The organism is Rhizobium sp. NRK18 (assembly GCF_024385575.1).
In the GTDB taxonomy this organism is placed as follows: Bacteria; Pseudomonadota; Alphaproteobacteria; order Rhizobiales; family Rhizobiaceae; genus JANFMV01.
Genome location: NZ_JANFMV010000001.1, coordinates 824,147 through 836,481, shown reverse-complemented (window position 1 = coordinate 836,481; position 12,335 = coordinate 824,147). Strand labels below are relative to the sequence as shown.

At 62.7% G+C, this 12,335-nt stretch carries 12 protein-coding genes; 3 read left to right on the top strand and 9 right to left on the bottom strand.

Annotated features, from left to right (window positions below):
* The first annotated feature begins 56 nt into the window (after nucleotides 1–56).
* Nucleotides 57–1,055, top strand: coding sequence for an MDR family oxidoreductase (locus NN662_RS03870; protein ID WP_261928997.1), 999 nt, complete (start codon nucleotides 57–59; stop codon nucleotides 1,053–1,055).
* A gap of 15 nt (nucleotides 1,056–1,070) precedes the next feature.
* Here the strand turns inward: NN662_RS03870 and NN662_RS03865 are convergent, their stop codons facing one another.
* The 8 genes from NN662_RS03865 to NN662_RS03830 form a co-directional block, all read right to left on the bottom strand.
* A complete protein-coding gene (locus NN662_RS03865) occupies nucleotides 1,071–1,421 on the bottom strand; it encodes an ArsR/SmtB family transcription factor (protein ID WP_261928996.1) in 351 nt (116 codons plus the stop codon).
* Between the two features lie 147 nt (nucleotides 1,422–1,568).
* Complete coding sequence (locus NN662_RS03860; RefSeq protein ID WP_261928995.1) at nucleotides 1,569–1,976, bottom strand: F0F1 ATP synthase subunit epsilon; 408 nt, start codon at nucleotides 1,974–1,976, stop codon at nucleotides 1,569–1,571.
* A gap of 68 nt (nucleotides 1,977–2,044) precedes the next feature.
* Nucleotides 2,045–3,487 carry a F0F1 ATP synthase subunit beta gene (gene atpD, locus NN662_RS03855; protein WP_261928994.1) on the bottom strand — a complete coding sequence of 481 codons (1,443 nt, stop codon included), beginning with the start codon at nucleotides 3,485–3,487 and terminating at the stop codon, nucleotides 2,045–2,047.
* Nucleotides 3,488–3,509: 22 nt separating this feature from the next.
* A complete protein-coding gene (locus NN662_RS03850; RefSeq protein ID WP_261928993.1) occupies nucleotides 3,510–4,394 on the bottom strand; it encodes a F0F1 ATP synthase subunit gamma in 885 nt (294 codons plus the stop codon).
* A 34-nt stretch (nucleotides 4,395–4,428) separates the two neighbouring features.
* On the bottom strand, nucleotides 4,429–5,958 hold the full coding sequence (gene atpA / locus NN662_RS03845; protein ID WP_261928992.1) for a F0F1 ATP synthase subunit alpha: 1,530 nt from the start codon (nucleotides 5,956–5,958) through the stop codon (nucleotides 4,429–4,431).
* Nucleotides 5,958–6,524 carry a F0F1 ATP synthase subunit delta gene (locus NN662_RS03840; RefSeq protein ID WP_261928991.1) on the bottom strand — a complete coding sequence of 189 codons (567 nt, stop codon included), beginning with the start codon at nucleotides 6,522–6,524 and terminating at the stop codon, nucleotides 5,958–5,960. The genes atpA and NN662_RS03840 overlap by 1 nt, the downstream gene beginning before the upstream one ends.
* 271 nt (nucleotides 6,525–6,795) lie before the next feature.
* A complete protein-coding gene (locus NN662_RS03835; protein ID WP_261928990.1) occupies nucleotides 6,796–7,179 on the bottom strand; it encodes a DUF4345 domain-containing protein in 384 nt (127 codons plus the stop codon).
* Between the two features lie 78 nt (nucleotides 7,180–7,257).
* Nucleotides 7,258–9,492, bottom strand: a complete 2,235-nt coding sequence (locus NN662_RS03830) for a primosomal protein N' (RefSeq protein WP_261928989.1) — start codon at nucleotides 9,490–9,492, stop codon at nucleotides 7,258–7,260.
* 121 nt (nucleotides 9,493–9,613) lie between these two features.
* On the opposite strand from NN662_RS03830, the gene NN662_RS03825 reads away from it, so the two are divergent.
* Together NN662_RS03825 and NN662_RS03820 are read left to right on the top strand one after the other, a co-directional pair.
* Complete coding sequence (locus tag NN662_RS03825; protein ID WP_261931854.1) at nucleotides 9,614–10,552, top strand: tyrosine recombinase XerC; 939 nt, start codon at nucleotides 9,614–9,616, stop codon at nucleotides 10,550–10,552.
* Between the two features lie 91 nt (nucleotides 10,553–10,643).
* Complete coding sequence (locus NN662_RS03820; RefSeq protein ID WP_261928988.1) at nucleotides 10,644–11,726, top strand: TraB/GumN family protein; 1,083 nt, start codon at nucleotides 10,644–10,646, stop codon at nucleotides 11,724–11,726.
* Nucleotides 11,727–11,750: 24 nt separating this feature from the next.
* Here NN662_RS03820 and NN662_RS03815 read toward each other — a convergent pair whose 3' ends face one another.
* Nucleotides 11,751–12,260, bottom strand: a complete 510-nt coding sequence (locus tag NN662_RS03815; protein ID WP_261928987.1) for a cytochrome b — start codon at nucleotides 12,258–12,260, stop codon at nucleotides 11,751–11,753.
* Between the last annotated feature and the right edge of the window lie 75 nt (nucleotides 12,261–12,335).

Sequence of the window (12,335 nt, the reverse complement as noted above, 5' to 3'; positions counted from 1 at the left end):
CGCATCCGCATTTGTCAGAGTGGACTGCAACGAAAAGCAGCTGGAGGAAGTCACCGATGTCATTCACTGCCATGATCGTCGACAAGGCCGAAGACGGCACGATCAGCCAATCCATCCAGACCCTGGACGACAGCCGCCTCCCCGACGGGGACGTGACCGTCGCGGTCGAATATTCGGCGGTCAATTACAAGGACGGCCTCTGCCTGACGGGCAAGGGTGGGCTGGTGCGGCAGTTTCCGCATGTTCCAGGCGTCGACTTCGCCGGTACCGTCGAGACCTCCGACGATCCGCGCTATCAGCCGGGTGACAAGGTGGTGCTGACCGGCTGGCGCGTCGGCGAGGTCTGGTGGGGCGGATACGCGACCAAGGCCCGGCTGAAGGCGGACTGGCTGGTGCCACTCCCCGCCGCGTTGACGACCCGCCACGCCGCAGCGATCGGCACCGCCGGCCTGACCGCCACCCTCGCCATCATGGCGCTGGAAGCCCACGGCCTGACGCCGGAGAACGGCGAGGTGCTGGTGACCGGGGCAGCCGGCGGTGTGGGATCGATGGCCGTCGCCCTGCTCGCCAGGCGCGGCTACCAGGTCGCAGCCGTCACAGGACGACCCGAAACAGCCGACTATCTGACGTCACTCGGCGCATCCACGATCGTCGACCGGCAGGAACTTGCGGAGACCACGCCTAAGCCGCTGGAATCGGAACGTTGGGCCGGCGTGATCGACAATGTCGGTGGCGATATCCTTGGACGCGTGCTGAAGCAGGTGAAGCGCAACGGCTCCGTGGCCGCCATCGGCCTTGCTGCCGGCGCAGCAGTACCATCCTTCACCGTGACACCCTTCCTGCTGCGCGGCGTCAACCTTCTCGGCATAGACTCCGTCATGCAGCCTTACGAGAACCGCGTCAAAGCCTGGGCACGCATCGCCGAGGACCTGCCCGCGGACATGACGGAAGCGATCATCTCTGACCATTCGATGAAGGATCTGCCGACGCTCGCGACGGAGATTCTGAAAGGAAAGGTGCGCGGCCGCGCGGTCATCGACATCAACAAGTCGTAGGATGACGCCGGAGGCTCAGGCTTCCGCGCCTTGTGGCTTGCAGAACATGTTGTAGAGCGCCCCGATCACATTGGTGATCTCCGGCTTGGCGATGCTGTAGAAAATCTGCCTGCCTTCGCGCCGCGTCTGCACGAGTTGCTCGAGCCGCAGCCGCGCCAGCTGCTGTGACACGACGGCCTGCTGCAGGCCGAGCCCCGCTTCGAGCTCGCTCACGGTACGTTCGCCGTCAACCAGCATGCAGAGGATCAAAAGGCGGGTCTCGTGTGAGATAGCCTTGAGAAAATCACTTGCATTGCGTGCGTGTGACGCGAGTTCGTCCAGCTCATGCTTGGAAGGTCCCGTCTGGATCTCAGCGACGTCGGTCATGTGCTTTTTCGATTTCGTCTGGAATGCCGATGAAGGCACTATTTCAATCATACTTGAATAACGCAGACAAGTCTTAGCAGACCTGGCCCGAAATGACAAAGCGGCCCCGAAGGACCGCTTTCTCGATAAAGATCAAATGGGACGAAATCACGCCGGAATGATGGTTCCGTTGAGATGCGTCAGCTCATCGAGGAACTGCTCGATCGCCGAGCGATGCTCATGGCTCTCGGCATGTTCCAGCTCCTTGCGGGCGGCTTCAATGCGCTTCTCGATATCGTCGCGGTTCAGGTCAGTCATCGCGACGGCGGATTCCGCCAGCAGCGTGCAGCCTTCCGGAACGATGTCGGCAAAGCCACCGAACACAACGTAATCGGTCACAGTGCCCGATGCCGCGGTGACCTTGACGATGCCCGGCTTGATCGTGGTCATGACCGGCGCGTGATTGGCCATAACCGTCATCTCGCCTTCGGTCGCCGGAATGACGACGGCGCTCACCTCTTCCGAGACGAGCAGCTTCTCGGGCGAAACCAGTTCAAACTTGAAATTGGCGGCCATGACGGATCACTTCTTCTGTTTCTTGGCAGTGGCGGACGGCGCGGCGAACCGCGCCGTTTCCAACATTATCAGGCAGCTTCAGCTGCGAGCTTCTTCGCCTTTTCCATGGCTTCGTCGATCGAGCCGACCATGTAGAAGGCAGCTTCCGGCAGGTGGTCGTATTCGCCGGCGACAAGGCCCTTGAAGCCCTTGATGGTGTCTTCGAGCGAGACAAGCTTGCCCGGTGCACCCGTAAAGACTTCGGCAACGTGGAACGGCTGCGACAGGAAGCGCTCGATCTTGCGGGCGCGGGCAACCGTCAGCTTGTCTTCTTCAGACAGTTCGTCCATGCCGAGGATGGCGATGATGTCCTGGAGAGACTTGTAGCGCTGCAGGGTCGACTGAACCTTTCGGGCCACTTCGTAATGCTCTTCGCCGACGATCATCGGGTCAAGCATGCGCGAGGTCGAGTCGAGCGGGTCAACAGCCGGATAAATGCCCTTTTCGGCGATCGAACGCGACAGAACGGTCGTTGCGTCCAGGTGGGCGAACGAGGTTGCCGGTGCCGGGTCGGTCAAGTCGTCGGCCGGAACGTAAATGGCCTGAACCGAGGTGATCGAACCCTTGGTCGTGGTCGTGATGCGTTCCTGCAGGGCGCCCATGTCAGTCGCCAGCGTCGGCTGATAGCCCACGGCCGAAGGAATACGGCCGAGCAGAGCGGACACTTCCGAACCTGCCTGGGTGAAGCGGAAGATGTTGTCGACGAAGAACAGAACGTCCTGGCCCTGGTCGCGGAAGTGCTCGGCAACGGTCAAACCGGAGAGAGCGACGCGAGCGCGGGCGCCCGGCGGTTCGTTCATCTGGCCGTAGACCAGCGCGCACTTGGAACCGGCTGCAGAGCCGTTGTTTTCCTTCGGATCGACGTTCACCTTGGACTCGATCATTTCGTGGTAGAGGTCGTTGCCCTCGCGGGTACGCTCACCGACGCCGGCGAATACGGAGTAACCGCCGTGCGCCTTCGCCACGTTATTGATCAGTTCCATGATGAGAACGGTCTTGCCCACGCCGGCGCCGCCGAACAGGCCGATCTTGCCGCCCTTGGCGTACGGAGCGAGAAGGTCGACGACCTTGATGCCCGTGACCAGAATTTCGGCTTCCGTCGACTGCTCGACATATTCCGGAGCCGGCTGGTGGATCGCGCGGGTCGTGGTCGAACCGATCGGGCCGAGTTCGTCCACCGGCTCGCCGATGACGTTCATGATGCGGCCGAGCGTTTCGTCACCGACCGGAACGGAGATCGGCGCGCCTGCGTCGAACACTTCCTGGCCACGGACGAGACCTTCGGTGGAGTCCATGGCAATCGTGCGCACGGCGTTTTCACCGAGATGCTGGGCGACTTCGAGAACCAGGCGAGTGTCGCCGATCTTGGTTTCGAGCGCGTTCAGGATGGACGGCAGTTCACCATCGAATGTGACGTCCACAACAGCGCCGATGACCTGGGTCACCTTGCCGACAGAACCGGATGCGGCCATAGTTGTTTCCTCTTTTCTAGCTTCAGAGCGCCTCGGCGCCCGAAATAATTTCAATCAATTCCTTGGTGATCTGAGCCTGGCGCTGACGGTTGTACGACATCGTCAGCTTGTTGATCATATCACCGGCATTGCGCGTCGCGTTGTCCATGGCGCTCATCTTGGCGCCCATTTCACCAGCGACATTCTCGAGAAGCGCGCGGAAGACCTGAACCGAGATATTGCGCGGGATCAGGTCGGACAGGATCGAAGCCGCGTCGGGTTCATATTCATAAACCGCCGAAGACGCCTCGGAAGCTTCCGTCGTGACCGGTCCGGCGCTGGCCGGGATCAGCTGCAACGCCGTCGGCACCTGCAGGATAACCGACTTGAACTCGGAGTAGAACAGCGTGCAGACGTCGAACTCGCCCTTGTCGAACATGGCGATGATCTTCTTCGCGATCGCATCGGCGTTCTCGAAGCTGACCTTCTTGACGTCACGCAGTTCCGTGCGCTCGACGATCTTGTCCGCAAACTCGCGGCGAAGCGCTTCGTAGCCCTTCTTGCCGACCGTGAAGATCTTCACCGTCTTGCCGGCGGCGATCAACTTGCGGGCATGCTCGCGGGCAGCCTTGGAGATCTGCGCGTTGAAACCGCCGCAAAGACCACGCTCGGCCGTGCAGACGACGAGCAGGTGCACGTCGTCCTTGCCGGTACCGGTCATCAGCCGCGGCACGCTGTCGTCAGATCCGACAGCCTGGGCGATGTTCGCGAGAACCTTGCCCATGCGCTGCGAATACGGCCGGGCGGCCTCGGCCGCCTCCTGCGCACGCCGAAGCTTCGCCGCGGCGACCATCTGCATCGCCTTGGTGATCTTCTGCGTCGCCTTGACGGAGGCGATCCGGTTTTTCAGATCCTTTAGTGAAGGCATCCGTTATCCGTCCTTGGTTAGATCCCTTGGGCCCTTACGAGAAGGACTTGGCGAAGGTGTCCAGAGCGGCCTTCAGCTTGCTCTTCGTATCGTCGCTGATCGCCTTTTCGGTGCGGATCGTGTCGAGGATCGCGGAGCCTTCCGAACGCATGTAGGACAGCAGGCCCTGCTCGAAGCGGCCGACGTCACCGACCGGCAGCTTGTCGAGGTAGCCATTGACGCCTGCGAAGATCACGGCGACCTGCTCTTCCGTCTTCAGCGGCGAGAACTGCGGCTGCTTCAGGAGTTCGGTCAGGCGTGCACCACGGTTCAGGAGGCGCTGCGTGGAGGCGTCGAGGTCGGAGCCGAACTGCGCGAACGCAGCCATTTCACGATACTGGGCGAGCTCGCCCTTGATCGAGCCGGCAACCTGCTTCATCGCCTTGATCTGTGCGGCGGAACCAACACGGGAAACCGACAGACCGACGTTAACGGCCGGACGGATGCCCTGGAAGAACAGGTTGGTTTCGAGGAAGATCTGGCCGTCGGTGATCGAGATCACGTTGGTCGGGATGTAAGCCGACACGTCGTTTGCCTGGGTTTCGATGACCGGAAGAGCGGTCAGCGAGCCGGCGCCGTTGGCGTCGTTGAGCTTTGCAGCGCGCTCCAGCAGACGGGAGTGCAGGTAGAAAACGTCGCCCGGATAGGCTTCGCGGCCCGGCGGGCGGCGCAGCAGCAGCGACATCTGGCGGTAGGCAACAGCCTGCTTGGACAGGTCGTCGTAACCGATCAGCGCGTGCTGGCCGTTGTCGCGGAAGTATTCGCCCATGGCGCAACCGGCGAACGGTGCCAGGAACTGCATCGGAGCCGGGTCCGAAGCGGTCGCTGCGATGACGATCGAGTACTTCAGCGCGCCACGCTCTTCCAGAACCTTCACGAACTGGGCGACAGTCGAACGCTTCTGGCCGACGGCGACGTAGACGCAGAAAAGCTTGTCGGTTTCCGGACCGTTGTCATGGATCGGCTTCTGGTTGAGAATCGTGTCCAGGATGATGGCGGTCTTGCCGGTCTGACGGTCGCCGATGACGAGCTCGCGCTGGCCACGGCCAACCGGGATCAGGGCGTCGATGGCCTTCAGGCCCGTGGACATCGGCTCATGAACCGACTTGCGCGGGATGATGCCCGGAGCCTTCACGTCGACGCGTGCGCGACGGGTAGCGTTGATCGGGCCCTTGCCGTCGATCGGATTGCCGAGCGCGTCGACGACGCGGCCGAGCAGTTCCGGACCAACCGGAACGTCCACGATGGCGCCGGTCCGCTTGACGGTGTCGCCTTCCTTGATGTCACGGTCGGAACCAAAGACAACGACGCCGACGTTGTCGGCTTCGAGGTTCAGCGCCATGCCGCGAATTCCGCCCGGGAACTCGACCATTTCGCCGGCCTGGACGTTGTCGAGGCCGTAGACGCGGGCGATACCGTCACCGACGGAGAGCACCTGGCCAACTTCGGAAACTTCAGCTTCCTTGCCGAAATTTTTGATTTGATCTTTGAGAATTGCGGAAATTTCCGCGGCGCGGATATCCATCAGCCAACCTCTTTCAGTGAAAGCTTAAGAGTGGAAAGTTTGGTGCGAAGGGAGGTATCGATCTGGCGGGACCCCACCTTGACGATCAGGCCGCCAAGCAGGGAGGGATCGACCGTCAGATTGACGGCGACGTCCTTGCCGGTAACGCCCTTCAGCGCCTCCTTCAATTCGATGACCTGCGCGTCGGAAAGCGCATGCGCCGAGGTCACGTCGGCGGAAACTTCACCGCGATTGCGGGCAGCGATCAGGCGGAACGCCCGGATCATGCCCGGCAGCGCGAACAGGCGGCGGTTCTTGGCGACCACCTTGAGAAAATTGGCGACGAGACCCGAAACGCCAGCCTTCTCGCAAATTGCGGAGATGGCGGTAAACTGGTCGTCGGCAGAAAAGACAGGGCTCTCGACGAGGCGCTTGAAATCAGCGCTGTCGTCAATCATCGCCTGGAAGCCGTCGAGGTCGGCCTGAACGGCGTCGACCGAACCGCTTTCGGAAGCCAGATCAAACAGCGATGCGGCGTATCTTTCCGCAACACCGGAAACGAGCTGGGATGTATCTGCCACGGGCACAAATTCCCTGATTTTATTCCAAGGTCAGACCCGCCAATATCGGCGAAGACCAAGCCATTGAAATTGTTTCTCTTTTTATCGGGAATGGCGAAAATTGTCCCCTCGCACTCCCGCTTTTCGGGGTCCGTCTAGCATAGGATGTTGGGACTCGCAACACGCCCGACAAGGGGAAAATGCGTTTACAGGCGCTTTCCTGCGACAAAACGACTTTGCGGTTCAAGAAATGACAAGTGTCAAGGGAGTTTATCCCTGCGGAGAACCCCTGCCCCGACTATTGAAAAAGCCCGAAAACATAGCCGAGCGGCAGGCCGCCGAGGACGAGTTGCAGTAGCAGCGGAAGCAATGTTTTCAAACCGAATGCGCGGTCGGCCAGGAGCGACAGGATACGGCCGAAAAGTGCAGCGGCGAATGCCGCGCCAAGCGCCAGATAGATCCAGTCTTGTGCGAGCATGATGGCCACAACGCCGAAGCCGAGGTAGAAACCGCCGATCGTCGAGCGGGCTTCCGCGAGACCGGCCGGAGCTGACGCCTGCAATGAAAGAAGGCGCAGACCGACGCCCGGTGCGAGCATGACCACGAGACCGAGAAGTGCGGTCACCGTCGCTGCCGCGAAGGCAAGCTGTTCACCGAACTGTTCCGGAAAATAGAACTCCATCGAAAACTCCCCGAATTCGCCGAATCGCCGTTGCTCTTCTTATCGCATGCCTGCCGCGGCGACGAAAAGATGGGCCCCTCAGAGGAAGCTCTGCGGGTCGATGTCGACCTGGACCTGGACGGAGCCACGTGCCTTCGGCCCCTTGGCGAGCATCTCCTTCAAGAACGCCTGCATGTCCGAATTGCGCCGCCCGTGGACCAGTAGTCGGAAGCGGTGACGGCCGCGCACCAGCGCCAATGCCGCCTCCGCCGGGCCGAGCACCGCAACGCCCGAGACATGCGGCGCCGCGGCGCGAAGGGCACGGGCATGGTTTTCGGCATCCGCGCGGCTTTCTGCCGAGACGATGATCGAAGCCAGCCGGCCGAAGGGCGGCAGCAGTGCTTTCTCACGTTCGTTGATCTCGCGGTCGTAGAAGGCTTCGGCATTGCCCGAGACGATGGCCTGCATGACCGGATGCTGCGGCTGATAGGTCTGGATGAGACCGCGGCTCTTCAGGCCCGACCGGCCGGCGCGCCCGGTCACCTGCGAGAGCAGCTGGAAGGTTCGCTCTGCCGCCCGCGGATCGCCGTTGGAAAGCCCGAGATCGGCGTCGACGATGCCGACCAGCGTCATCAGCGGAAAGTTGTGTCCCTTGGCCACCAGCTGGGTGCCGATGACGATATCGACCTCGCCCTTCTCGATCGCCTCGAGTTCCAGCCGCAGCCGTTTGACCCCGCCGGTCATGTCGGAGGACAGCACGATCGTGCGCGCCTCCGGGAAGTGACGTTCGACCTCCTCGGCAATGCGTTCGACGCCGGGACCGCAGGCGACCAGATGGTCGAGCGTGCCGCATTCCGGGCAGGCGTCCGGCGTCTTCTCGAAATAGCCGCACTGGTGGCACTGGATCTGGCCCTTGAACCGATGTTCGACCAGCCAGCTGGAGCAGTTCGGGCACTGGAAGCGATGGCCGCATACCCGGCAGAGCGTCAGCGGCGCATAGCCCCGCCTGTTCAGGAACAGAAGCGCCTGCTCTTCTTTCTCCAGTGTCTTCTTGATGCCGCGCAGCATGACCGGCGACAGGAAGCCGCCGCGCTCCGGCGCGTGCCGGCGCATGTCGATCAGATGCAGATCGGGCATCGCCGCATCGCCGAAGCGCGTCGGCAGATGCACCGGCTCGTAGCGTCCGGACAGGGCGTTCACCTGGCTTTCGACCGACGGCGTGGCAGAGACCAGCACCACCGGAAAATCGTCGATGCGGCCGCGCACCACGGCCATGTCGCGGGCGTTGTAGAACACCCGGTCCTCCTGCTTGTAGGCAGGGTCGTGCTCTTCGTCGACGATGATCAGCCCGAGGTTCTCGAACGGCAGGAACAGCGCCGAGCGGGCGCCGGCCGCGACCTTGACCTCACCGGTCGTCACCTGCCGCCACACCTTCTCGCGAGTGCGCGGCGCAAGGTCCGAATGCCATTCGGCCGGCTTGGAACCGAAACGGTCCTGGAAGCGCTCGAGGAAGCTGGAGGTCAGCGCGATTTCCGGCAACAGGATCAGCACCTGCCGGCCCTGCCGCAGCGTCTCGGCGATCGCCTCGAAATAGACTTCCGTCTTGCCCGAACCCGTCACCCCGTCGATCAGCGACACGGAAAAGCCGCCCTTGCGGACATGGTGGCAAATCTCTTCGGCCGCCTCTTTCTGCGGCCCCTCGAGCCGCGGCGCGGTATAGTCCGGATCGGGCGGTGCCACCACTGGCGGCGGCGGCAGGAACACCGTTTCGAACAGCCCCTGCGCGATGAGCCCGTCAACGACGCTGGCCGAAACGCCCGCCGCGCGGGCAAGACCACTCCTCGTCCAGGACAGCCCATCGCCGGCAAGCTCCAGCACACGCTCGCGCGCCGCCGTCCTGCGCTCCGGCTCTCCGCCCAGATAACGCAAGCCTTCCACCATCGGTTCGGGCTCGAAGGCCGCGGGCGCGCGCAGCGCCATACGCGCAACGAGGCCCGGCGGCGACAAGGTATAGGCGGCAAGCCAATCCAGAAAGCGGCGCATGCCATCGGTCAGCGGCGGGCAGTCGAAGGCGTGCGTGATCGGCTTCAGCTTCTTGGGGTCGAGGCCCGTCTCGGAGCCGCTTTCGTCCCAGACGACGCCAATCACCTGCCTTGGTCCCAACGGCACCTGTACGATCGAACCCGGTTCCACATGCATGCCGGTCGGTACCTTGTAGGAATAGGGCACCGGCGCCGGCATGGGCACAAGCACGGGCACGACTCGCCCCGCCCCGCTATCGTCAAACAGCGCGCCGAACAGGTTTTCGGAATGTGGGGGCGAATCCTTTGCCATGGGCGCAGACTTTGCCCCGTCAGCAGCCGAAAGAAAACCGTCTTCAGGCGCCTATTAGCAAATCTCTAACCCTGAACAGGCAGGATGGTCCGGTATGTTTTCCTTGTCTCCGGGGGCGAAGTTGGACGGTCTTCTGATCATTGCAGATCCCTTTATGGCGGCGATCCGCAAGGCCTGGCTCGAAAGCCTGGAAAAGGAACGGCGCCTGTCGCCCAAGACCATCGAGGCCTATGAGCGCGATACGCGCCAGTTCCTGCAGTTCATGACCAAGCATCTCGGCGGGCCCGTGCGCATCAAGGACATCACCGCTTTGCGCCCGGCGGACCTGCGCGCCTTTCTCGCCCATCGCCGCCGTGAAGACGATGTCGGCGCCCGCTCGCTCGGCCGCAACCTTGCCGGTCTGCGCTCCTTCCTGCGCTATCTGGAAAAGAAGGGTCTTGTGAATGCCGCCGGCGCCGGCGCGATCCGCTCGCCGAAACAGCCGAAATCGCTGCCGAAGCCGCTCTCCGGCAGCCAGGCGCTCGACGTGATCAGCCAGGACGCACAAATGAGCGCCGAACCGTGGATCGCCGCGCGCGACGCCGCCGTGCTGGCGCTGCTCTACGGCTGCGGTCTGCGTATCTCCGAAGCGCTCGGCCTGACGCCGTCAGCCATTCCGGCCGGAGCGCGCAGCCTGCGCATCACCGGCAAGGGCGGCAAGACCCGGCTGGTGCCGCTGCTTGCAGCCGTTCACGAGGCCGTCGAGAGCTATGTCAGGCTCTGCCCCTACCATCTCGATCCGGAAAAGCCGCTGTTTCGCGGTGCGCGTGGCGGACCGCTGCAACCGGCCATCATCCAGCGCGAGATGCAGAAATTGCGGAGCGCACTCGGCTTGCCGGATACCGCGACGCCGCACGCGCTGCGCCACTCCTTCGCCACGCATCTTCTGGCCGGCGGCGGCGACCTGCGCACCATCCAGGAACTGCTTGGCCATGCCAGCCTGTCGACCACGCAGGTCTATACCGGCGTCGACACGGCAAGGCTCCTCGACGTCTATGACCGCGCCCATCCGCGCGCCTGAGCGCCCTGCCATTAACCAAGCCCGTTAAGCCTTTGTGAGCCGCCGGCGGGTAATCTCAGCCGACGACATCGACCAAGCACGGATTAGCGAAATGCAGGACAAGACCATCTCCGCCCGCCGCGGACCTGTCGACCTTTTGGCCGACTCGACACTTTTCCTGGTTTGCGCATTCCACGTGCTTTTGGCCGCAAGCCTGATCATCGTGCTCGCAGGCATTTCCCCGGCCCATGCCGCAGACGACAGCTGCAGCGGTCGCGACCTCATTCCGGTTTTGCGCAAGGACGATCCGGCTGCCTACGACAAGATGGAAGCCGCCGCCGACGCCACGCCGAACCGCAAGGGCATCTTCTACCGGATCGACAAGGAGGGCGTTGCGCCATCCTACCTGCTCGGCACGATGCATGTGACCGATCCTCGGGTGCTCGCCATGCCGAAGGCTGCACAGGCGCCGGTCAAGCAGGCGAACACGATCATCATCGAGACCGACGAGGTGCTGGACGAGAAGAAGTCGACCGCAGCGCTTCTCAGCCGGCCCGACCTGACCATGTTCACTGACGGTTCGACCATCACGTCGCTGCTCGACGACAAGGAGAAGGCAGAACTGGAGGCCGGCCTGAAGGAGCGGGGGATTCCGCTTGCCAGCGTCAAGCTGATGAAGCCCTGGCTGATCGCCAGCTTTGTGGCCCTGCCCGCCTGCGAAATGGCTCGCAAGGCGGCGGGCGCTTCATTCCTGGACAAGAAGATCGCCGAGGATGCGGTCGAGCGCGGCCAGAAGGTCGCCGGACTGGAAACCATGGTCGAACAGCTGCAGGCCATGGCCGATCTGCCGGCGGAATTCCACGTCAAGTCGCTGATCGCCACGCTGAACATGGGCGACAAGCTGCAGGACGTGATGGAAACGATGGCCGATCTCTACCTGACCGGCGACATCGGCATGATCATGCCGATGCTGGAAGCCGTCTCGCCGGACGAGGACGCATCGCAGGAGGATAGCTACGCCTCCTTCGAGAAGCGGATCGTGACCGACCGCAATGCGGTAATGGCGGAGCGTGCGGCGCCCTATTTCGAGAAGGGCGGCGCATTCATGGCGGTTGGCGCCCTGCACCTGCCGGGCAAGGACGGTCTCGTGGAACTCCTTCGCCGGCAGGGCTACACCGTCACCGCTCTCGACTGAGCGGGCGGTCAGTCGACGTGGCTGTCAGGCCTTGACGCCGCTCGTCATGCGCTTCAGCACATCCGTCTTCCAGTAGAAGTGATGGATCAGCGCGGCACCGACATGTGCCACGATCAGCACCCAGAGGATCAGCTTCAGCGGCCCGCCATGCAGGAAGCCGGCGGTTTCGTTGCCGAAGTAGTAGGCGCCGATGCCGGCAAGCGGCATGATGAAGAACAGGATGTAGAAGGTGCCATGCGCCAGCGAGGACAGGAGCTTGGCCACGGGCGGCTCGTCTGCCGGCGCCTCCGGCGCGCCCTGCACGAGCCGGAAAGCGAGCCGGATCAACGCCAGGACCAGAATAGCGATACCCACATAGGCATGGATGTTCGCCGAACCGACGACGTCAGCGTCGGCGGTGCCGCCATTGCGCACCGCGCGGCTCCATGCCTCCATCCCGTCGGAAAAGATCAGGTTGAAGAAAATCAGGAGCGCCATCAGCCAATGAATGGAGCGCTGCGCAATGCTGTAGGAAAGTTGAGTATTAGACGCCATTTTTCTCTGCCCTGACAATAGCTTAGTGGGAGTTGGCAGAATAGAAGCCGCAGCCTGAAATACAAGCTGCGGCTT

What these genes read in the sequence shown, in the direction of transcription:
- NN662_RS03835 (WP_261928990.1), bottom strand. Translation starts at nt 7,179, where the DNA reads ATGGAGTTCTATTTTCCGGAACAGTTCGGTGAACAGCTTGCCTTCGCG.
- NN662_RS03870 (WP_261928997.1), top strand. Translation starts at nt 57, where the DNA reads ATGTCATTCACTGCCATGATCGTCGACAAGGCCGAAGACGGCACGATC.
- NN662_RS03865 (WP_261928996.1), bottom strand. Translation starts at nt 1,421, where the DNA reads ATGACCGACGTCGCTGAGATCCAGACGGGACCTTCCAAGCATGAGCTG.
- NN662_RS03820 (WP_261928988.1), top strand. Translation starts at nt 10,644, where the DNA reads ATGCAGGACAAGACCATCTCCGCCCGCCGCGGACCTGTCGACCTTTTG.
- NN662_RS03860 (WP_261928995.1), bottom strand. Translation starts at nt 1,976, where the DNA reads ATGGCCGCCAATTTCAAGTTTGAACTGGTTTCGCCCGAGAAGCTGCTC.
- NN662_RS03830 (WP_261928989.1), bottom strand. Translation starts at nt 9,492, where the DNA reads ATGGCAAAGGATTCGCCCCCACATTCCGAAAACCTGTTCGGCGCGCTG.
- NN662_RS03850 (WP_261928993.1), bottom strand. Translation starts at nt 4,394, where the DNA reads ATGCCTTCACTAAAGGATCTGAAAAACCGGATCGCCTCCGTCAAGGCG.
- NN662_RS03815 (WP_261928987.1), bottom strand. Translation starts at nt 12,260, where the DNA reads ATGGCGTCTAATACTCAACTTTCCTACAGCATTGCGCAGCGCTCCATT.
- atpA (WP_261928992.1), bottom strand. Translation starts at nt 5,958, where the DNA reads ATGGATATCCGCGCCGCGGAAATTTCCGCAATTCTCAAAGATCAAATC.
- atpD (WP_261928994.1), bottom strand. Translation starts at nt 3,487, where the DNA reads ATGGCCGCATCCGGTTCTGTCGGCAAGGTGACCCAGGTCATCGGCGCT.